Genomic DNA, 19,754 nt, shown 5'->3' on the forward strand with positions numbered 1-19,754 from the left:
ATCAGGAAATATGCGGCATGACGCCTTCGGAGAAGGCCTGCATCTGCTCCAGCAGTTCTTCGACGGTGTTAACCGCGAAATAGAGGCCGAGGAGATGCGTCACGCCGGCGCCCTCCAGCGCCTTCGCCTTCTCCACCACCTCGTCCGCGGTACCCACCAGATTGATCTCCTCGTGGCTGACGGCGCCCTGATCCTTCAGTGTCGACTTCGACAGCGAGATCAGATGGGCGTTCATCTGGCTCTGGCGGAACCGCTGGACGGCCTCCTCGTGGGTCTTACCGATGTGGCAGACGAACTGGGGCGCCACGGCGATTTTGGACATGTCGCGGCCTTCCTCGGCCACGAATTCCCGAAGCTGATTCACCGCAGCCGCGAGCTTGCCCACTTCCAGGCCAGCCGGGATCCAGCCATCGGCGTGCTGGGCCACCCGGCGCAGATGGTTATTGTTGTTGCCGCCGAAATAGATCGGCAGCCTTTCCTGCAGGGGCTTTGGATACAGCTCGACGTCGCGGTACTGGTAGTACTTGCCGGAGAAGGTCGACACGCGCTCCCCGAACAGGTTGTTGAGCGCCTGGACGCCCTCTTCCACCATGGCGCCGCGATGGGCACCGGAGTCCGGCCACAACGCGTCGAACTCCTCCCGGTAGGCGCCGACGCCGACACCGATTTCCACCCGGCCGCCGCTGAAGTGATCGAGGGTGGCGATCTGCTTGGCCGTCACCACGATGTCGCGGCGCATCGGCAGCACCAGGATGCCGGTGCCAAACCGGAGCGTCTTGGTGACCGAGGCCAGGTAGGCGTAGGTGATCAGCGGCTCCCAGAAGCGCGGCGGAACCGGAAATTCTTCGCGCACGTAGTGCTGGGTGGTCATGTGGTCGTTGCCCCAGACCGAGTGATAGCCCAGCGCTTCCGCATGCTGGGCGATCTTCACGAGGCTTTCGGGCGACGAGAACGGGATCGGATAGGTGAGACCTTCCATCCCGGTAGGCAGGCCGGCGCTGACGATCATCGGGCAATCCCCTGTTCTGCAGACATGGTCTTCTTGGTTCGATCCGGATCGCTCGCCCTGAGGGCGACCGTCGCGTCGAGATCGAGGCTGAAGTCGTCGCGGACGACGACGCCGTAGTCGGCGCGCGCGGCCTCGCGGGACACCATCTGGGTGCGCACGTCCTCGAGCACCCGCGCGGGATCGCGCCGGAACGGATCACCGATGCCGCCGCCACCGGGCATTTCGATCAGCAGCCGCTCGCCCTTCGGGATGGTCTGCTGGCCCTTGCCCTTGAGGTGCGCGCCGGACTTGAGCCGCACCACGCCGGTCGCGCCCTCACGCCCGCCATCGCGGCCGCGGGCCGGGAAGAGGACCCGGTCGTAGTTCGCGCTGATCGCGAACGGCGCATCGTCCAGCGTATCGACTTCCATCACCTGCCCGAGGCCGCCGCGGTAGAACCCGGCGCCGCCGGAATCGGTGCGGTACTCCTTCCGGAGCACCAGGATCGGCGAGGCCGCCTCGGTGATCTCGATCGGGACGTTCCGCACGCCGGACGGAAAGGCCGTCGCCGAAAGACCGTCCTTGCCCGGTCGCGCGCCCGTGCCGCCGGAATGAAACGACATCACGGTGAAGCTCTGGGCCGTCGCAAGCTCGCTGGGTGATCCTTCCACGCGCCCCTGGCCGCCCATGGCGAACAGGTTCCACAGGCACGACGTGCCCTCGGCCGGCACGGCGAGCGCCTCGCCGCTGCGGGTCCGGGCCTGGGACAGGCAGCCGAACACCACGTCCGGCAACAGCTGGCCGGTGATGTGCCGCGTCGCCACGGGGAGCGGGTGGCGGGCGCTGAGGATGGTGTCGGGCGGCGCCGTGACCTTGATGGCGGCGAGCGAGGCCGCGTTGTTGGGCACGTTCGGCGCGACGATGCACTTCACGCCGAAGCTCGTGTAAGCGTCGGTGTAGCAGAACGGCACATTGATGCCGAAGGACGACGGGCCGGACGTACCGGTGAAATCCACGCGCACCTCTTCGGCGTCGATCGTCAGGCTCGCGACAAGGTCGAGGGGGCGATCGTAGCCGTCGACCCGCATGGTGTTGGTGAAGGTGCCGGGCGCAATATTGCCAATCGCCTCGATCATCGCGATCCGGGTGCGCTCCAGGATGTGGGCGCCAAGCCCTTCGAGATCGGGAATGCCGAACTCGTCCATCATGCCGATGAGCCGGCGGCCACCGATGTCGTTGCACGCGGCCAGCGAGTAGATATCGCCGATCACCTGGATGGGCTCGCGGACGTTCTCGCGGATGATCTCGACCATCGTCTCGTTGACGACGCCGGCGTCGGCGAAGCGCATGAGCGGGATGTAGATCCCTTCCTCGTAGATCTGGCGCGCGTCGGGACCCATGCCGCGCCCGCCGACGTCGACGACATGGCAGGTGCAGGCGAACAGCGCCACGACGGCGCCGTCCCGGAAGGTCGGCGTGACGACGGTGAAGTCGTGCAGGTGACCGGTTCCCTTCCACGGATCGTTGGTGATGAAGGCGTCGCCGTCCCGCATCGTCTCGATGGGGAAGCGATCCAGGAAATGGACCACCGCGCGTGCCATGGAGTTGACGTGGCCGGGCGTTCCGGTGACGGCCTGTGCCAGCATCTCGCCGCGCACGCTGAACACCCCGGCCGACACGTCGCCCGCTTCGCGCGTCGACGTGCTGAAGCCGGTGCGGATCAGCGTCTGCGCCTGCTCCTCGACGACGGAGATCAGGCGGTCCCACATGATCTGCCGGTGGATTTTGGACAGTGCGTTGCTGCTCATGCCGCCGCTCCCCGCTCGATGACGATGTGCCCGAGGGCGTTGATCGAGGCGCTGAAGCGCGCGCCAACGACGGTGGTGGTCTCATTCTCGGCAATGATGCAGGGACCGCTGACCGCGCTGCCCGGCGGCAGGTTGTCGCGCAGGTAGACCGGCATTTCGACCCACCGGGCAGTTGCCGGATCGACCACCTTCGCCATTCGCTCGGCAAGCGCGCCCGAGATCGCGTCGATGTCCGGGCAGAGCGTGGGCGCGGCGGTGTCGGTCGCCAGCCGCAGCGACCAGGCGATGGATTCCACCGGGAGATTGGGGATCGATCGGCCGAACTGCTCCTCGTAGCGGGCAACGAAGGCAGCCGCGAGCCAGATTTCGTCGCCTTCGGCGAAGGGCTCTGCCGGAACGGGCACGGCAATTTCGTGGCCCTGGCCCGCATAGCGCATGTCGGCGGTCCAGGCGGAGGCGAGCGGCGCATCCGGTGCTCCGGCGCGGACGACGGCCCCCGCGCGGGCGTACATGTCCTCGCGCAGCGCATTCATGGCCGCGGCATCGAACCGGTGGTCGATCGGCATGAAGCGGCTCTGGGCGATCTCGTAGGCGACCGGCGCGATGAGGAAGCCGACGGCGGACCCGACGCCTGCCCCTTTGGGCACCACGATCCTGTCGATCGAGAGCTTCTCGGCAAGCCGCACCGCATGAAGGGGGGCCGCGCCCCCGAAGGCGACCATGGTGCGTTCGGACAGCGCACTGCCGAGTTCGATCGCATGGACGCGCGCGGCGTTGGCCATGTTCTCCTCGACGACCTCGGAGATGCCGAGCGCCGCATCGACGACCGAAAGGCCGAGCGACCGGCCGACCGACGTCTCGACCGCACGCTCCGCGCGGTCCTTGTGGAGCTGGAAGGTCCCGCCGGCGAAACGGTCCGGGTCGATCCGGCCGAGGACCACGTCGGCGTCGGTCACCGTTCCCTTGCTGCCGCCCCGCCCGTAGCAGGCGGGCCCGGGCTGCGAACCCATGCTCTCCGGCCCGATCTGGATGCGCGACAGCTCGTCCACGGCGGCGACCGAGCCGCCGCCTGCACCGATTTCGACCATGTCGATCACCGGGATGCGGATGGGCAGGCCGCTCCCCTTCAGGAACCGATACTCGCGGGCCACTTCGAAGTTGCGCGAATAGTGGGGTGCTCCGCCGTCGATCAGGCAGATCTTCGCGGTGGTGCCGCCCATGTCGAAGGAGACGATGCGATCATAGCCGCACTGACGCGCGACGTTGGCGGCGAGGATCGCACCGCCCGCCGGCCCCGACTCGACGAGCCGGATGGGAAACCTGCGGGCGGTCTCGACCTCGGTCAGTCCGCCGGCCGAGGTGATCATGAAGAATGGGCAGGCGATGCCGCGCACACGGATCTCGTCCACCAGCCGTTTCAGGTAGCTCGCCATAACCGGCTGGATGTACGCGTTGGCGCTGGCCGTCGACCAGCGCTCATACTCGCGGATCTCCGGGCACACCTCGCTCGACAGCGTGATCGAGACGTCCGGAAGCAGGTCCGCCAGAACATCCCGCGCCTGCTCCTCGTGCGCCGCGTTCGCATAGGAATGCAGGAAGCAGACCGCCACGGCGTCCACATCGTTCGCCCGCATCGTCGCCGCACACGCCGACAGCGCGTTTACATCGAGCGGCGTGATGACGTTGCCACGGGCGTCCACGCGCTCCGGGACCGACAGACGCAGCTCGCGGGGAACCAGCGGAGCTGGCCGCTCCATCATGATGTCGTACTGCTCGAACCGGTTTTCGTAGGCCATCGCGATGGAATCGCGGAAGCCGTCGGTCACCAGCATGGCCGTCCGCGCACCCTTGCGCTCGATGATCGCATTGGTGGCGAGCGTGGTGCCGTGGATGACGATCGCGAGGTCTTCGGGGCCAAGGCCCGCGCGCTCGAGAATCAGATCGATGCCCTGGAGCACGCCGAGCTCCGGAGCGTCCGGCGTGGTGAGAACCTTCGCCGTGACGCTGCGTTCGCGGTCTTGCAACGCGAGATCGGTGAACGTGCCACCGATGTCGACCGCCAGGCGTGCCGTCCCACTCATTCCATGTCCTCGGTTAGATTGCCGCCCAGATACGCGTGGCGGATGCGCGGGTCGCGGGCGACCGCGTCGGCCGGCCCTTCCATGAACTTACGGCCCATCTCCAGAACGATCGCGGTGTCGGAAATGAGCAGGGCGCCGTGGACGTTCTGCTCGACGACCAGCACCGTCACACCCGTATCGGCGATCCGCCGCACAACCTCGAACACCTCGTTCTGGGTCTTCGGAGACAGGCCGAGCGATGGTTCGTCCAGCAGCAGAAGTGACGGCTCCGACAACAGCACCATCGCCGTCTCCAGCACCTGCTGCTCGCCGCCGGACAGATTGCCGGCGTGTTCGCCAAACTTGGGTTTCAGGACGGGGAAGGTGTCCAGGATCTTCCGGGTCCGCTCGGCATGCAACGCCTTGGGGAGCGTGTAGCAGCCGAGCTTCAGGTTCTCGGCGACGCTCATGTGCGGAAAATTGCAGCGCCCCTGGGGCACGAATCCGATGCCGCGCTGGAAGCGCAGCCACGGATCGAGCTTCTCAATGGCCTCGCCCTTGAAGACCAGCGTGCCGCCGAAATGCTGGCATGAGCCGTAGACGGCGCGCATCAGCGTCGACTTGCCGGCGCCGTTGCCGCCGATCAGCGTGGTGATCGAGCCCTGGGCGAGCGCGAAGGAAAAATCATGGACGATCGCGTTGCCGCGATAGCCGGCCGACAGGCCGATGGCCTCAAGCACGAATGCCAAGATAGGCCTCCAATACGCGCTCGTCGGTCTGCACGGTGGCCGGGTCGCCTTCCATCATCTTCGCTCCCTGAACGAGCACGATGACCCGCGAGCAGAGCCGCATGACGAATTCGACGTTGTGTTCGATGATGACGAAGCTCTCCCCGGCCGCGTGCAGGCGCAGGATCACCTCCTCGACCTCCCGGATCCGGGTCGGATTGACCCCGGCCACCGGCTCATCCAGCACCACGACGCGCGGGCGCGGCATCAGCGCCGCGGCCAACGCCACGAGCTTCTTCTGGCCGTAGGAAAGGATGGAGGCCGGCGCGTCGCGGTAGCGTTCGAGACCGATCATCGCGACCAGCTCTTCCGAGCGCGCCTCCGCGGCCTCAACGGCCTCGCGCATCGAGGCCGACCTGAAGAAATCGCCGACCCAACCCACACCCTGGAACGGCCGCGCCGCCTGCAGCAGGTTCTCGCGGATCGACATGTCCTCATAGAGCCGCACCGCCTGAAAGGTGCGGATGAGGCCGGCCCGGGCGATTGCTTCGGGCGTCCGGCCGGTGATGTCGCGCCCGTCGAGGAGCACCCGTCCGGCGCTCGGCCGCTGGAAGCCGGACATACAGTCGACAGTCGTGCTCTTGCCCGAGCCGTTCGGACCGATGATGCCGGTGATGGTATTGGCGGCGATCGCGAAGGATATGTCGTCGACCGCCCGCAGCCCGTCGAAATTCTTCGACAGTCCCTCGACGGCGACGAGAGGGGTGGCGTTGGAGCCGGCGATCACTGGCGCAGCTCCGCACGCAGGCGCTCGTATCGCCTTTGCCTGATCCAGCCGGCGGCACCTGCCGGCGCCAACGAGACGACCGCCAGCAGGATGATGCCGTAGATCACCATTCTCAGGTCGGCCGAGAACCGCAGGAGCTCGGGCAACAGCGACATCAGCGCCCCGGCGACCAGAACGCCCCAGAAGCTGCCCCGCCCGCCGACGATCACCATCATCAGGAAGGCCTGCATGTAGTAGAAGTCGAAGATCAGCGGGTCGATGATCCGCGTGTGGAACACGAAGATCCCCCCGGCCATTCCCGTGAACATCGCCGAGATGAAGAAGCCGAGAAGCTTGTAGGGGGCGGGATTGACGCCTTGGGCGCGGGCGAGCGCTTCATTCTGGTTGATCGCGCGCATCGTCGCTGCGATGCGCGACGTGAAGAAGGCGTAGAGGCAAACCAGCGTCAGCAAGACGAAACCCAGCGCCAGGTAGTAGAAGCCGGTGGCATCGTCGATCGGGATGCCGAAGAAGACCGGCGCCGGCAGCCCCGGGATGCCCATCGGCCCGCGCGTCAGCGACATCCAGTCCCGCGACACCAACCCGACGAGCAGGGAAAAGGTCAGGGTGACCACGACGAAGGAGTGGCGATTGAGCCGCAGGGCGGGATAGCCGATGGCGAGGGAGACGAGGCCGGTGAACAGTCCCGCCAGCGGCACCGCCAGCCAGAAGCTGAGGCCGTGGTCCATGACCGTGATCGCCGCGAAGTAGCCGCCGATGCCCCAGAAGGCGACATGGGCCAGCGAGAGCAGGCCGAGCAGGCCGTAGACGACGTTCAGCGACAGGGCGGCGACCACGTAGATGAACACGCTGACCCCGACGCCGATCACGTAGTCGGACACGCCCACGAGCGGCAGCGCCGCCAGCACCGCAAGAACCGGTGGGACGAACACCTTCTTCATCCGACGCGCACTCCGCCACGGGAAAACAGGCCGTTCGGCTTCACGATCAGAACCACGATCATGACGATGAAGCCGGCGGCCTCCTGCCAGATCGACGGAAAGAATCCGCCGATCCAGTTCTCCAGGATGCCGAGGCCTATGGCCGCCACGATGGCGCCGCCGATGCTGCCCATGCCGCCAATGATGATGATGGCGAGCGCCTTGAAAACCAGGAACTGGCCCATGTGCGGCTGAACCAGCTGGATGGGCGCGATGGCCGCTCCCGCAATTCCGCACAGGGCGGTGGCGAGGGCGACTGCGTTGCGCGCAACCCGGGCGGGCTTCAGGCCGACCATCAGCCCGGCCTCGCGGTTCTGCGCCACCGCCCGCATCGCCCGACCGAGCTGGGTGTGGTTGAGAACGACATACAGAACGATGAACGCCAGCACCGCGAGACCCGCAGCCGCGAGGCGCGTCCAGGCGACGCGGATGTCGCCGACGTCGGCGCCGGCGTAGCCGAACTGGGTTTCCACCATCATCGGCGTGGCCGAAAAGACGTACTGGATCCCGTAGAGGATGACGATGGAGAGCCCCATCGTGATCAGGATGCTGCGCTCGAACTCACCGCGCTCGAGACGGGAGAGAAAGATCTCGTAGGCGACCAGCCCAACCGCGGTGCAGGCGATCGTGGCGACGATAACCCCCGGAATGTAGGCAAGGCCGAAGGCGGGAAGCGCGAAGGCCATGGCATAGGCGCCCACCAGCAGGAATTCGCCGTGCGCGAAATTGACGATTTCCAAGACGCCAAACATCAACGCAAGGCCCGCCGCGATCAACGCGTAAATCAAGCCAAGCACAAGTCCATTTACCGTAAGTTGCAGAATATAGATCCAATCCATCAGGTCACTTGCACCGGAATGCCCTTCACTTTCACAAAATGCGAAATCAGAAGTGAAATACAAAAGAATATGATGAAATCATATCCATATATTTTTTATAAAATACATAGTTGACACATATTTACTATCTCTATTCAATCACGATTATGATGACCCTCACGCCATCGGACACATCCTGCCGCAATGATTGACGATAGCAAGCCGTATGCCAACTCAAATTCGCTTGGATGCGAATTATTTTTTAGATTTTCTCGCGATTCCCGCACATGTGCAGTGTCCCGATAGGAGGAACAGATGAAAATACTAGCATCTTTGATGTCCGTTGCTTGCGCCGTGTGCATTCCGATCGCTGCGCAGGCAGCGGATCCGATTCTCCTCGGCGTGAGCGCCCCCTATTCCGGACCGGCCGCCATGGCGGCCGAGCGCGAACGCTGGGGTATCGACCTCGCGGTCGAGGAGATCAACGCGGCCGGCGGCGTCCTCGGCAGGCCCCTCGAGCTCGTGGCGGAAGACAACCGCTGCAATCCCTCCGAGGCGGTCAACGTCGCCAACCGGCTCGTCTCGGAGAAGGTCGTGGCCATCATCGGCGCACACTGCTCGTCGGCCGGCCTCGCCACCATGCCCATCATCAAGGAAGCCGGCATCCCGCTGGTGTCCGGCGTCGCATCGAGCCCGAATATCACCGAGCTCTCCGGTGTCGGCGGCAACGAATGGGCGTTCCGCATCAATCCATCCGATGCGGCGATGATGCGCACCCTCGTGAGCTATCTGGGCGAGAAGAAGCTGTTCGGCTCGGTGGCCATCATCGCCGAGGACACCGACTTCGGGCGCGGCGGCGCCAACGCCTTCGAGCCGCTCGCCAAGGAAGCCGGCATCGAAGTGCTGTCGAAGGACTTCGTGCCCCAGAACACGCCCGACTTCACGCCCGTCCTGACCCGCGTTTCCCGATCGAAGCCTGATGCGATCGCGCTGTTCCAGCTGGGCGGCGACCAGATCAACATGCTGCGGAACGCCATGCAGCTGGGCTTGAAGATCCCGTATACCGGCCGCGCCGAACTCGGCGGCGAGAACATGCAGATCATCAAGGCCGGTGGCATGGAAGGCTCCGTCAGCGCCTGGAGCTATTCGCCGGAAATCGACGATCCGAAGAACAAGGCCCTCGCCGAAAAGATCATGGCAAAGCACGATCTGCTGCCGGTCCTGCAGACCTGGGCTGGCTATGACAGCGTGCGCATCATCGCCCAGGCGATCGAGGACGCCGGCAGCGCGGACCCCGCAGCCATCCGCGATGCGCTCGCCAAGCTGACGTTCAAGACGGTGATGGGGCCCGAAGTCAGCTTCGACGACCACAACCAGGCCGGCCGGATCGTCATCATCCAGGGCGTCAAGGACAACAAGGTCGAGATCCTCGACGTCGTCGACGCCAAGTAGCCTGCGGGTGTGCGGCGCGCGCCCGCCTGGCGTTCGCTGCCGGTGCGGCAGCCCGGCCGGGGACGGCCCGGCCTCTCCGCACGCTCATCTGGGCCGCCGGCCATTTCGAGGACCCACCGGCAGTTCGGAGTGGACAATGACCAGTGAGCGGCCGGATCGGGCTCGCACCGGCGCGGCGCCTGCGGCAGATGATCCCCCTCCAAGCTTTTGACTTGGTGGCGATGTTAGATGGCTGCGGCGAGCGTGCTCGATCGCCGGACGCCCCAATCGGTCCGCCGCGCAATGCGGGAAAGGCATGCCTTGATGATGACTTCTGACCGACTCACGCTTTCGATAGTTGGGGGCAGCGGCGCGCTCGGCGGCGGGCTGGCGTTGCGGGCGGTGCGGGCTGGGCTGACGGTGATCATCGGCTCGCGGACGGCGGAGAAGGCGGTAGAGGCGGCTGCGACAATCGCAGCGGAAGCGGCCGGCGCCGACGTACGCGGCCTGGAGAACGCCCAGGCCGCGGAAGCCGGCGACATCGTGATCGTCACCGTGCCGTTTTCGAGCCAGGCGGCGACGCTGATGGCGATCGCGCCTCACGTGGCCGGCAAGATCGTCGTCGACACCACGGTGCCGCTGATGCCGCCGAGGGTGGCCCGGGTGCAGCTGCCCGCCGAGGGTTCCGCCGCCGCCTGCGCGGCGAAGGCGCTCGGGCCCGACGTGCGGCTCGTCACCGGCTTCCACAACGTCTCCGCCCAGAAGCTGCGCGGCGACGGCCCGGTCGGCTGCGACGTGCTGATTTTCGGAGATGAGCCGGAGGCCCGGCAGGCCGTTGTTGACCTTGTCGGGACGATGGGCCTGCGGGGCATCCATGGCGGGGTGCTCGACAACGCGGCGGCGGCCGAGGCGATGACCTCCGTCCTCATCGCCATCAACAAGCGCTACAAGGTCGCCGAGGGGGCCGGCATCCGCATCACCGGCATCGGCGGGACGGGGGACGACTGAGACGACCGATGGCCGCGTCCAGCCTCACCCTCACGCCACTCGCGACGCTCCCGACGGTTGCCGCCGGCGACGACCTCGCCGCGCTGATCCTGGCCGCGGCCCGGCGGGAGGGCAAAGGCTTCGACGACGGCGACATCCTGGTGGTGGCCCAGAAGATCGTCTCCAAGGCGGAGGGGCGGCTTATGCCGCTGTCGGCCTTCGTTCCCTCCGATCGCGCCCTCGCCCTGGCCGGCGAGACCGGCAAGGACCCCCGCCTGGTCGAGGCGATCCTGTCGGAATCCACGGCGGTGATCCGGACCCGGCCAGGGCTCCTCATCGTCGAGCACCGTCTCGGGCACATCATGGCGAACGCCGGCATCGACCGCTCGAACATCGGCGGCTCCGACGACCACGTCCTGCTGTTGCCGGAGAACCCCGATGCCAGCGCGCGGGAGCTGCGGGCCCACCTCGGCGAGGCGACCGGCACCCGCATCGGGGTGATCGTCTCCGACAGCTTCGGACGGCCGTGGCGGCTCGGCACCACCGGCGTCGCCATCGGGGTCGCGGGTCCGGCGATGGCGATCGACCGACGCGGCGAGCCCGACCGGGACGGACGCCCGCTGCAGGTGACCGAGATAGGCCTTGCCGATGCGGTCGCCGCCGCTGCCGTCCTCGTCATGGGCGAAGGCGCGGAAGGCCGGCCGGCCGTCATCGTCGGCGGCCTCGGCTGGGAGGAGACGGCGGGCGGCACGTTCACCGGCCTCAGAAGCCCGGACGAGGATCTGTTCCGATGAGCGCGCACGCCCCCTACGGCGAAGGATCGGTGGTCGCGTTCTGCGGCGGCATCGGCGGCGCGAAGCTCGCCCTCGGCCTGTCCCACGTGGTGCCGCCCGACCGGCTGACGATCGTGGTCAACACGGGCGACGACTTCCGCCACTTCGGCCTGCACGTCAGCCCGGACATCGACACGGTGCTCTACACCCTGTCCGGCCGCGCCAATCCCGAGACGGGGTGGGGACGCGCCGGCGAGAGCTGGCGCTTCATGGAAGCCGTCGGCGAGATCGGCGGACAGACGTGGTTCGCGCTCGGCGACACAGACCTCGCCCTTCACGCCGTCCGCACCGCGAAGCTCGACCGGGGCGAGACCCTCACGGCGATCACCCGCGACGCCGCCACCGCCCTCGGCATCGCCCCGGCCATCCTGCCGGCCACCGACCACCGCCTCGCCACCCTGGTGGAGACCGACGAAGGGACGCTGCCGTTCCAGCGCTATTTCGTGGAGCGCAAGTGCGCCCCGGCGGTCCGCGCCATCCATTTCGATGGCGCCGATGCGGCCCGGCCGAGCCCGGCCGTCGAAGCCGCGCTTGCCGACCCCAGCCTGTCTGCCATCGTGATCTGCCCGTCCAACCCCTATCTGTCCATCGACCCCATCCTGACGATCCCCGGCATGCGTGACCTCATCCAGGAAGCCTCGGCCCCGGTCGTCGCGGTCTCCCCCCTCGTCGGCGGCCAGGCGGTCAAGGGGCCGCTCGCCAAGATCATGGGCGAGCTCGGGCAGCCGCTGACGCCGGCCTCGGTGCTCGATCACTACGGACCGCTCGTCGACGTGCTGCTCGTCGACGCCGCCGATGCCGGCCTCGCCGGCGATCCGCGCATGCGCGTCGCCCAGACCCTGATGACCAGCCTCGACGACCGGATCGCGCTTGCCCGCACGGCCCTGCGGGTCGCCGGCGAGGCCCACGCGGAGGGACGGCGATGACGACCCGGCCCGGCGATACCGCCTTTGCCCTCGTTCCGGTCAAGTTGCTCGATGCGGCGAAGAGCCGGCTGGCGCCGTGCCTCTCGCCGGTGGCGCGGCGCCGCCTTCAGGAGGCGATGCTGGCGCACGTGCTGGCCGTGCTCGCGGCGACGCCGGGCCTCAACGGCGTCGCCGTCGTCTCCATCGACCCGGACGTCGCTGCGATCTGCGCCCGCTCCGGCACCCGCTTCATCGCCGAGACCACCGCGGGGCTCAACCCGGCACTTGGCCAGGGCACCGAAGCGCTCGCCACGCTCGGCGCCGGCCTGATCGCCGTCGTGCCGGCCGACCTGCCGGACCTCGCCGCCGAGGACGTCGCGGCGGCGCTCAGCGAAGCGCGGACCACCGGTGCCACCCTGGTGGTGCCCGACCTTGCCGGAACCGGCACCAACGGTCTCGTCTTCCCGGTCGCCCGCCCGCCGCGCTTCGCCTTCGGCCCCGACAGTTTCCGCCGGCACCTCGCCGAGCCCGACGCCCGGCCGTTTCCGCTTGCCTCGCTCGCGCGCGACCTCGACCGCCCGGCCGATCTCGCGGCGCTGGCAAGGCCCTTCGCGAGCCTGGAGACCGCCTGATGCCCACCCCGTCGATCGACACCTGGACGCGCCGCCTCCTCGACGGCGGCCGGCTCGACCCGGCCGAGCTCGGGCCTCTCGCCCGGACAGCCGCCCTGCCGGCGCTCCTGCAAGGCGCCGCCGCAATCCGCGACGCCGGCCACGGACCGGTCGTCTCCGTCTCCCGCAAGGTGTTCGTGCCGCTCACCAATCTCTGCCGCGACGTGTGCGCCTACTGCACCTTCGCTCATCCGCCCAAGCCCGGCGAACCGGTCTATCTTTCGCGCGACGAGGTGCTGGCGATCGCCCGGGCCGGGGCGCGCGCCGGCTGCGACGAGGTGCTGTTCACGCTGGGCGACAAGCCGGAGCTGCGCTACCGCGCCGCGCGCACCGCCCTCGACGCGCTCGGCCACGCCACCACACTGGACTACCTGGAGGAGGTCGCCGGGCTGGTGCTGGCCGAGACCGGCCTGCTGCCCCACGTCAACGCCGGCGTCATGGACGAGGCCGACATCGCCCGCCTCAGGCGCGTCTCCGCCTCGCAAGGCATCATGCTGGAGACTGTGTCGGAGCGCCTGTCGGCGCGCGGCGGCCCCCACTTCGGCTCACCCGACAAGCTCCCCTCCGCCCGGCTCGCCACCATCGAGGCGGCCGGGCGCGCCAGGGTGCCGTTCACCTCCGGCATCCTGATCGGCATCGGTGAGACCCGCGCCGATCGCCTCGCCTCGCTGCTGGCGCTGCGCGACCTGCACGAGCGCCACGGCCACATCCAGGAGATTATCGTCCAGAACTTCCGCGCCAAGCCCGGCACCCGCATGGCGACCGCCCCCGAGCCGAACCTCGCCGACCAGCTGTGGACGATTGCGCTGGCGCGCTTCGTGTTCGGGCCGGCCATGTCAATCCAGTCGCCGCCGAACCTGCGCAACGACGGCCTGGCCGAGCTGATCGGCGCCGGCATCAACGACTGGGGCGGCGTCTCGCCGGTCACCCCCGATCACGTCAACCCCGAGGCGCCCTGGCCGGCACTCGCCCGCCTCGCCGCCGACACCGCGGCGGCCGGCAAGACGCTGGTGCCGCGCCTCACCGCCTATCCTGCCTACGTGCGCGACGCCGACACCTGGCTCGCCCCGGCGCTGCGCGCGCCCGTCGCCGCCCGCGCCGACACTGAGGGCTTCGCCCACGAGACCGGCTGGCGCGTCGGCCATTCAAAGGAGCTGGTGCATCTCGAGACCGCCCTGCACGCCCCGCCGATCGCCCGGGACGCCACGCTCGGCGCCGCCATCGACGCGGCCGTTGCCGGCCGCGCGCTGAACGAAGGCCAGATCGTCACCCTGTTCCGGGCCCGCGGGCTCGAGGCCGCCGCCGTGCGCGACGCCGCCGACGCGGTGCGCCGCAGCCTCGTCGGCGACACCGTCGGCTATGTCGTCACCCGCAACATCAACTACACCAACGTCTGCGGCTACCGCTGCCGCTTCTGCGCCTTTTCCAAGGGCAAGCTCGCCAACAACCTGCGCGGCACCCCCTACGACCTCTCCCTCGACGAGATCCAGCGCCGGGCCGTCGAGGCCTGGCAGCGCGGCGGCACCGAAGTCTGCATGCAGGGCGGCATCCACCCCGACTACACCGGCGAGACCTACCTGGCGATCTGCCGGGCGGTGAAGGCGGCGGTGCCGGAGATGCACGTCCACGCCTTCTCGCCGCTGGAGGTGACCCAGGGCGCACGCACCCTCGGCCTGTCGGTGGAGGAATTCCTGATCGCGCTGAAGGAAGCCGGCCTCGGCTCGCTGCCCGGCACCGCCGCCGAGATCCTCGACGACGAAGTCCGCGAGCGGCTGTGCGCCGACAAGATCCGCACCCAGCCGTGGCTCGACACCGTCGCCACCGCCCACCGGGTCGGCCTGCGCTCCACCGCCACCATCATGTTCGGCCACATCGAACGCTACATCCACTGGGCCCGCCACCTGATGCGCATACGCGCCCTGCAGGAGGAGACCGGCGGCTTCACCGAGTTCGTGCCGCTGCCATTCGTCCACATGGAGGCGCCGATCTACCTGGCCGGCGACGGCGCCCGCCAAGGCCCGAGCCTGCGCGAGGCGATCGCCATGCACGCAGTCGCCCGGCTCGCCCTCAACCCAGTGATCGTCAACATCCAGGCCTCCTGGGTGAAGCTCGGCGAGGCCGGCATGGCCGCGGCACTCGCCAGCGGCGTCAACGACCTCGGCGGCACCCTGATGGACGAATCCATCAGCCGCGCCGCCGGCGCCGACCACGGCCAGGAGCTGCCGCCCCACCGCATGGTCGAGATCGCCCGCGCCGCCGGCCGCACACCGCGTCAGCGCACCACCCTCTACGCCGACGCCCCAGCCCGCCAGACCGAACGCGCCCGCCAAGCCCCGCCCCTCCTCAACGTCATCAACACCCCCGCCGGCAAACACGCCAGAATCGGAAGCGCAAGGGCATCCGCTGAAGCCTGAAACCACACAAAATAGTTCGGGAGCGGGGCTTTCGGCGCTCGTGCTTGCCGATTGCGCCTGCCTGTCCGCACGGCAGATGAACTGGAAGGCCTGCTTCAGTTGAAGCCGCCGTCGGCGAGGATCGTGCGGCCGGTGATCCATCGGGCCTCGTCGGAGGCGAGGAACGTCACGATGCCGACGATGTCGTCGGGCTGGCCGATCCGGCCGAGCGGCGTGCCCGCCACGATCGCCTCGCCGCGCTCGCGGATCGCCGCCTCCGTCATGTCGGTCTCGATGACGCCGGGGGCGACCGCGTTGACGGTGATGCCCTTCGGCCCGAGCTCCTTCGCAAACCCGTGCACGAGCGTCGACACGGCCGCCTTGGAGGCCGAATAGACGACGCCCCTCGGCAGCGGCGCCGTGGCCAGGCGCGACGAGAAGTGCACGATGCGCCCGCCTTCCGGCAGCACCCGCGCGGCTTCCTGCGTCACCATGATCGAGCCGAGCACGTGGACGTCGAAGATCTCCCGGTAGTGATCCTCGTCGATCTGGCCGAGCGGCAGATAGGGGCTCACCCCGGCCGCGTTCACGACGATGTCGAGCCGGCCGAGGAACGCCATTGCCTCCTCGACCATCCGGGCGACGTCGGCGGGCTTCGCCACGTCCGCCTGGATCGCGACCGCGCGTCCGCCGGCGGACGTGAGGTCGCCCACGACCTTGCCTGCCTCGTCCGCGTTCGAGCGGTAGACGACCGCCACGTCCGCTCCGAGCGCGCCGAAGCGGCGGGCGATTGCCGCTCCGATCCCGCGCGAGCCTCCTGTCACCAGCACGGCCTTGCCGCTGAACTGTCTGTTGCCGTCCATCTTCGCTCCCATGCTCAAAATGCTGTCTAGCGGGGCTTGGCCCAGGCGTTGTCCGCAACGAGATCCAGCGGATTGTCGATGCCAGGCCCACGCTCGACCGGCTTCGCCGCCAAGGCGAGCACGCGGGCCTCGAAGGCATCGAGATAGCCCGCCCGTTCCGCGTCGCCGGCGCGCGGCGTGCCGTAGGCGATGAACGGCTCCTCCACCTGGTAGCCCATGTATTCCAGCGTCAGGTGCTGGACCTGCCACAGCACCCGATCGACCTCGCCGTAGACGCCGTCGGGGCCGAAGCGGGCCGTGGTCCCGCCAGTGGTCAGCGAGCACATGGCGCGGCGTCCGCGGAACAGGCCGGCCTCGAAGCGGGCGCCGTCCACATAGGCGAAGCCGTAGGCGAGAACCCGCTCGAACCAGCCCTTCAGGATGGCCGGGACGCCGCCCCACCACAGGGGGAACTGCAGGATCACCAGATCGGCGGCGGCCACGCGCGCCTGCTCGCGCGCGAGCTCGGGCGAAAACGCGTTCAGCCGCGCGGCATGCGCCTGCTCGCCCTGGTAGTGGAAGCGGGCGGGGTCGGCGACGGAGGTGAAGTCGTGCCGGCCGGCGACCGGATCGAAGCCCTCGGCGTAGAGGTCCGACACGGTCACCTCGTGGCCGGCCCGCTCGAGCGTCCGCCGTGCCCGATCCGTCAGCGCGGCGTTGAAAGACGTCGGCTCCGGATGGGCGTGGACGATCAGGACGTTGCGTTTGTGCGGGCCGGGCGTATCCATCAGAACGCCACCTTGTCGGCGCCCTTGAGCTGGAGGATCTCCCTGGCCTCCTCGGGCGTCGCGATCTCCAGGCCGAGGCCCTCGATGATGCCGCGCGCCTTGGTCACCTGCTCGGCGTTGGAGGTGGCGAGCTTGCCCGGGCCGATCCAGAGATTGTCCTCAAGCCCGACGCGCACGTTGCCGCCCATCGAGGCGGCCATGGCGGCGATCGCCATCTGCTGACGCCCGGCGCCCAGCACCGACCAGCGATAACCATCCCCGAACAGCCGGTCGGCGGTGCGGCGCATGTGCATCACGTCTTCCGGGTGGGAGCCGATGCCGCCCAGGATGCCGAAGACGCTCTGCACGAAGAACGGCGGCTTCACCAGGCCACGCTCGACGAAATGGGCGAGCGTGTAGAGATGGCCGATGTCGTAGCACTCGATCTCGAACCGGGTACCGTTGTCGGCGCAGGTGGTCAGGATGTTCTCGATGTCCTGGAAGGTGTTCTTGAAGATCCGGTCCTTCGAGCCTTCCAGGTACGGCCGCTCCCAGTCGGTCTTGAACTCCTTGAAGCGGCCGAGCATCGGGTACAGCCCGAAGTTCATCGATCCCATGTTGAGCGAGGCGACTTCCGGCTTGAACGTCGCCACCGGCCGCAGCCGCTCCTCCACCGACATCGTCGGCGCCCCGCCGGTGGTGATGTTCACCACCACGTCCGAGCGTTGCTTGATCACCCGCAGGAACGGCTCGAAGCGTTCCGGCGACTGGTCCGGCGCGCCCGTTTCCGGATCGCGCGCATGCAGGTGGACGACCGCCGCCCCCGCCTCCGCCGCGCCGATTGCCGCATCGGCGATCTCCTCGGCGGTGACCGGCAGGTACGGCGACATCGACGGCGTGTGGATCGAGCCGGTGACGGCGCAGGTGATGATGACTTTTCGCGACAAGGCGCGTCTCCCTTCCAAGGTGCGGGTGAGCCCGTTCAGGAGTCCAGGTTCAGCAGCCTGGAGGCATTTGTCGACACCAGCTTGCGGATGTCGGCGGGCGGCACCTGCAGGTCCAGCAGATCCGACACGATCCACCGATAGCCGTCGACCGGCAGCGGCGCCTGGGTGAGGCCCAGGTCGGAGCCGAGCACCGTCCGGTCGACGCCGGCCACCTCGACCAGGTGCAGCAGATCCTGGGTGTCGTGGATCTTCGCCCGCCCCGGCACGAACATGCAGATCGAGTGTTCCATGTATGCCCCGAGCGCGACCAGCTGGCGGATGTCGTCGTCGGAGCAGCCGATCACGTAGGTCGGATGGTTCACCATCATCTTCTGCACCCCGCGTCGGCCGGCCTCCTCAAACAGCACCAGCAGCTCGCTGGCGTGAAGGTGGCCGCCGGCCAGGATGATGTCGGCCTCGGCGATGAGGTCGAGGATCTGCCTGGCCTCGTCGACCAGCCGGCCGTTCGCGTCGATCACGGTCAGCGGGATCGGCGGCAGCATGGCCCGCGCGGTCTTCGGGAAGCTCTGGGACTGGTAGGAGCGGATGTGGTTCTGGGCGGCGAAGGTCGGCATCCAGACGATCTTGCCGCCCAGCTTGATGGCATGGTCGACGGCATGCGGATTGAGGCCGCCGGAGGCGCTGTTGAGCGCCACGCCGGAGAAAAGCTCGACCTTGGACTCCGGATAGATGGCCTTCAGCACCGCGCAATGCGGCATCCCCACGTAGTAGTGGTCCTTGTAGAGAAGCGCCCGGAAGCCCGCCGCTTCGGCCTGCCGGAAGGCATCGACGTGATCGAGGATCCGAGGCATCGCCGCAGGGCCGGAGTGGCAGTGCAGATCGACCGCGTCGACCAGCAGGTCGGCGACCTCTGCAGCGCGGTCGTCCGTCATGTCCTGAAGCGGCACGATGGTGGGGTACTCGGTGGTGGTATCGGCCATGAGCGTTGATCCTCTATCTGTTCTTGGGCGCGCCGACGGCCGAAAGGTCCGCATAGGCCCGGCTCGCCGCCTGGTGCATGAAGCCCTGGTCGGAGCTGACGATGAACGCCGAGGCGCCCATCGCCTGGAACCGCCGGGCCTCCTCGGCATTCGGCACCATCACGGCAACCGCCTTGCCGGCCCGGCCTGCCGCCTCGCAGATGCGCGTGCAGGCGTTTTCCACCTCGGGGGACGTGGCGGAGTCGGCGCCGTAGGCGACGGTGAGATCGCCGCGCCCGATGAACACGCCGTCGAGCCCGTCGACCGCGAGGATCGCGTCGATTTCGTCGAGCGCTTCCGGGTCCTCGATCATGGCGATGAAGGCGATCGAGGCGTCGGACGCCGCGATGTGGTCCTTCATACCCGTCTGGCCGTAGCGGCCGGCGCGGTTGGTGTTGGAGAAGCCGCGCCTGCCGCCGCGGTAGCGGCAGGCGGCCGCCATGTCGCGCGCCTTGGCGGCGGAGGAGACATGCGGCACCAGGATGCCTGCGGCTCCGTCGTCGAGGACCGAGAGCACCCGCGCTGCGGTCGGCTCGGAGATCCGGACCACGCCGGCCGTGCCACTCGCCCGCGCGGCGAGCAGCGCGTGGTCGATGGTCACGCGGTCCCAGGGGGCGTGCTCCTCGTCGATGACGACGAAGTCGAACCCCACGTCGCCGAGGATCTCCACCGGATGCGCGTCGGGCGTCTTCACGAAGGTGCCGACGAGATGCTGGCGGGAGCCGAACCGCTCGCGGAAGCCGCTGCGCGGGCTCGTGGTCTGTGTGGTCATCGTAAGCCTTCCGTTGAG

The 19,754-nt window shown here is 68.3% G+C and carries 18 protein-coding genes; 6 read left to right on the forward strand and 12 right to left on the reverse strand.

All coding sequences use genetic code 11. The features are described from left to right. Position 1 precedes the first annotated feature (1 nt). Genes ACSSVZ_RS20925 through ACSSVZ_RS20955 form a run of 7 tightly spaced genes read right to left on the reverse strand, consistent with a single transcriptional unit; the run spans position 2 to position 8,190 of the window. The gene (locus tag ACSSVZ_RS20925; protein ID WP_453972690.1) at positions 2–1,009 is read right to left on the reverse strand and encodes an LLM class flavin-dependent oxidoreductase; all 1,008 of its coding nucleotides are present in this window, start codon (positions 1,007–1,009) and stop codon (positions 2–4) included. Continuing rightward, the gene (locus ACSSVZ_RS20930; RefSeq protein ID WP_453972691.1) at positions 1,006–2,796 is read right to left on the reverse strand and encodes a hydantoinase B/oxoprolinase family protein; all 1,791 of its coding nucleotides are present in this window, start codon (positions 2,794–2,796) and stop codon (positions 1,006–1,008) included. Before ACSSVZ_RS20930 ends, ACSSVZ_RS20925 begins: the two co-directional genes overlap by 4 nt. After that, positions 2,793–4,877, reverse strand: coding sequence for a hydantoinase/oxoprolinase family protein (locus ACSSVZ_RS20935; protein ID WP_453972692.1), 2,085 nt, complete (start codon positions 4,875–4,877; stop codon positions 2,793–2,795). The genes ACSSVZ_RS20930 and ACSSVZ_RS20935 overlap by 4 nt, the downstream gene beginning before the upstream one ends. Next, positions 4,874–5,596 carry an ABC transporter ATP-binding protein gene (locus ACSSVZ_RS20940; RefSeq protein ID WP_453972769.1) on the reverse strand — a complete coding sequence of 241 codons (723 nt, stop codon included), beginning with the start codon at positions 5,594–5,596 and terminating at the stop codon, positions 4,874–4,876. Before ACSSVZ_RS20940 ends, ACSSVZ_RS20935 begins: the two co-directional genes overlap by 4 nt. Next, positions 5,589–6,371, reverse strand: coding sequence for an ABC transporter ATP-binding protein (locus ACSSVZ_RS20945; protein ID WP_453972693.1), 783 nt, complete (start codon positions 6,369–6,371; stop codon positions 5,589–5,591). Before ACSSVZ_RS20945 ends, ACSSVZ_RS20940 begins: the two co-directional genes overlap by 8 nt. After that, positions 6,368–7,312 carry a branched-chain amino acid ABC transporter permease gene (locus ACSSVZ_RS20950; RefSeq protein ID WP_453972694.1) on the reverse strand — a complete coding sequence of 315 codons (945 nt, stop codon included), beginning with the start codon at positions 7,310–7,312 and terminating at the stop codon, positions 6,368–6,370. The genes ACSSVZ_RS20945 and ACSSVZ_RS20950 overlap by 4 nt, the downstream gene beginning before the upstream one ends. Then, complete coding sequence (locus ACSSVZ_RS20955; protein WP_453972695.1) at positions 7,309–8,190, reverse strand: branched-chain amino acid ABC transporter permease; 882 nt, start codon at positions 8,188–8,190, stop codon at positions 7,309–7,311. Before ACSSVZ_RS20955 ends, ACSSVZ_RS20950 begins: the two co-directional genes overlap by 4 nt. 294 nt (positions 8,191–8,484) lie before the next feature. Between ACSSVZ_RS20955 and ACSSVZ_RS20960 the strand changes: the two genes are divergently transcribed. The 6 genes from ACSSVZ_RS20960 (at position 8,485) to cofH (ending at position 15,410) form a co-directional block, all read left to right on the forward strand. After that, positions 8,485–9,621 (forward strand): ABC transporter substrate-binding protein, encoded by a 1,137-nt coding sequence (locus ACSSVZ_RS20960; RefSeq protein ID WP_453972696.1) that lies wholly within the window; start codon positions 8,485–8,487, stop codon positions 9,619–9,621. A 303-nt stretch (positions 9,622–9,924) separates the two neighbouring features. Beyond that, positions 9,925–10,608, forward strand: a complete 684-nt coding sequence (gene npdG, locus ACSSVZ_RS20965; RefSeq protein WP_453972697.1) for an NADPH-dependent F420 reductase — start codon at positions 9,925–9,927, stop codon at positions 10,606–10,608. 8 nt (positions 10,609–10,616) lie between these two features. Further along, on the forward strand, positions 10,617–11,381 hold the full coding sequence (cofE, locus tag ACSSVZ_RS20970) for a coenzyme F420-0:L-glutamate ligase (RefSeq protein ID WP_453972698.1): 765 nt from the start codon (positions 10,617–10,619) through the stop codon (positions 11,379–11,381). Continuing rightward, complete coding sequence (gene cofD / locus ACSSVZ_RS20975) at positions 11,378–12,346, forward strand: 2-phospho-L-lactate transferase (protein WP_453972699.1); 969 nt, start codon at positions 11,378–11,380, stop codon at positions 12,344–12,346. The genes cofE and cofD overlap by 4 nt, the downstream gene beginning before the upstream one ends. Then, positions 12,343–12,957, forward strand: coding sequence for a 2-phospho-L-lactate guanylyltransferase (gene cofC, locus ACSSVZ_RS20980; protein WP_453972700.1), 615 nt, complete (start codon positions 12,343–12,345; stop codon positions 12,955–12,957). The genes cofD and cofC overlap by 4 nt, the downstream gene beginning before the upstream one ends. Then, positions 12,957–15,410 carry a 5-amino-6-(D-ribitylamino)uracil--L-tyrosine 4-hydroxyphenyl transferase CofH gene (gene cofH, locus ACSSVZ_RS20985; protein ID WP_453972701.1) on the forward strand — a complete coding sequence of 818 codons (2,454 nt, stop codon included), beginning with the start codon at positions 12,957–12,959 and terminating at the stop codon, positions 15,408–15,410. The genes cofC and cofH overlap by 1 nt, the downstream gene beginning before the upstream one ends. A gap of 95 nt (positions 15,411–15,505) precedes the next feature. Here the strand turns inward: cofH and ACSSVZ_RS20990 are convergent, their stop codons facing one another. From ACSSVZ_RS20990 to ACSSVZ_RS21010, 5 genes are read right to left on the reverse strand one after another with little or no spacing between them, the layout of a single operon-like run. Continuing rightward, positions 15,506–16,252 (reverse strand): SDR family NAD(P)-dependent oxidoreductase, encoded by a 747-nt coding sequence (locus ACSSVZ_RS20990; RefSeq protein ID WP_453972702.1) that lies wholly within the window; start codon positions 16,250–16,252, stop codon positions 15,506–15,508. Between the two features lie 26 nt (positions 16,253–16,278). Beyond that, positions 16,279–17,019: an NAD(P)H-dependent oxidoreductase gene (locus ACSSVZ_RS20995; RefSeq protein WP_453972703.1), complete on the reverse strand. Its 741-nt coding sequence runs from the start codon at positions 17,017–17,019 to the stop codon at positions 16,279–16,281. Further along, positions 17,019–17,945, reverse strand: a complete 927-nt coding sequence (locus ACSSVZ_RS21000; RefSeq protein ID WP_453972704.1) for a 3-keto-5-aminohexanoate cleavage protein — start codon at positions 17,943–17,945, stop codon at positions 17,019–17,021. Before ACSSVZ_RS21000 ends, ACSSVZ_RS20995 begins: the two co-directional genes overlap by 1 nt. Positions 17,946–17,980: 35 nt before the next feature. Continuing rightward, the gene (locus ACSSVZ_RS21005; protein WP_453972705.1) at positions 17,981–18,925 is read right to left on the reverse strand and encodes a DUF6282 family protein; all 945 of its coding nucleotides are present in this window, start codon (positions 18,923–18,925) and stop codon (positions 17,981–17,983) included. A 13-nt stretch (positions 18,926–18,938) separates the two neighbouring features. Further along, complete coding sequence (locus tag ACSSVZ_RS21010; protein ID WP_453972706.1) at positions 18,939–19,736, reverse strand: HpcH/HpaI aldolase family protein; 798 nt, start codon at positions 19,734–19,736, stop codon at positions 18,939–18,941. Positions 19,737–19,754: the final 18 nt, after the last annotated feature.

This window comes from Amorphus sp. MBR-141 (genome assembly GCF_053628695.1).

Excerpts from the sequence above, each read along its gene's own strand:
- ACSSVZ_RS20925 (WP_453972690.1), bottom strand. The coding sequence starts at position 1,009 with ATGATCGTCAGCGCCGGCCTGCCTACCGGGATGGAAGGTCTCACCTAT.
- ACSSVZ_RS20930 (WP_453972691.1), bottom strand. The coding sequence starts at position 2,796 with ATGAGCAGCAACGCACTGTCCAAAATCCACCGGCAGATCATGTGGGAC.
- ACSSVZ_RS20935 (WP_453972692.1), bottom strand. The coding sequence starts at position 4,877 with ATGAGTGGGACGGCACGCCTGGCGGTCGACATCGGTGGCACGTTCACC.
- ACSSVZ_RS20950 (WP_453972694.1), bottom strand. The coding sequence starts at position 7,312 with ATGAAGAAGGTGTTCGTCCCACCGGTTCTTGCGGTGCTGGCGGCGCTG.
- ACSSVZ_RS20955 (WP_453972695.1), bottom strand. The coding sequence starts at position 8,190 with ATGGATTGGATCTATATTCTGCAACTTACGGTAAATGGACTTGTGCTT.
- ACSSVZ_RS20960 (WP_453972696.1), top strand. The coding sequence starts at position 8,485 with ATGAAAATACTAGCATCTTTGATGTCCGTTGCTTGCGCCGTGTGCATT.
- npdG (WP_453972697.1), top strand. The coding sequence starts at position 9,925 with ATGATGACTTCTGACCGACTCACGCTTTCGATAGTTGGGGGCAGCGGC.
- cofE (WP_453972698.1), top strand. The coding sequence starts at position 10,617 with ATGGCCGCGTCCAGCCTCACCCTCACGCCACTCGCGACGCTCCCGACG.
- cofD (WP_453972699.1), top strand. The coding sequence starts at position 11,378 with ATGAGCGCGCACGCCCCCTACGGCGAAGGATCGGTGGTCGCGTTCTGC.
- cofC (WP_453972700.1), top strand. The coding sequence starts at position 12,343 with ATGACGACCCGGCCCGGCGATACCGCCTTTGCCCTCGTTCCGGTCAAG.
- cofH (WP_453972701.1), top strand. The coding sequence starts at position 12,957 with ATGCCCACCCCGTCGATCGACACCTGGACGCGCCGCCTCCTCGACGGC.
- ACSSVZ_RS20990 (WP_453972702.1), bottom strand. The coding sequence starts at position 16,252 with ATGGACGGCAACAGACAGTTCAGCGGCAAGGCCGTGCTGGTGACAGGA.
- ACSSVZ_RS20995 (WP_453972703.1), bottom strand. The coding sequence starts at position 17,019 with ATGGATACGCCCGGCCCGCACAAACGCAACGTCCTGATCGTCCACGCC.
- ACSSVZ_RS21005 (WP_453972705.1), bottom strand. The coding sequence starts at position 18,925 with ATGGCCGATACCACCACCGAGTACCCCACCATCGTGCCGCTTCAGGAC.
- ACSSVZ_RS21010 (WP_453972706.1), bottom strand. The coding sequence starts at position 19,736 with ATGACCACACAGACCACGAGCCCGCGCAGCGGCTTCCGCGAGCGGTTC.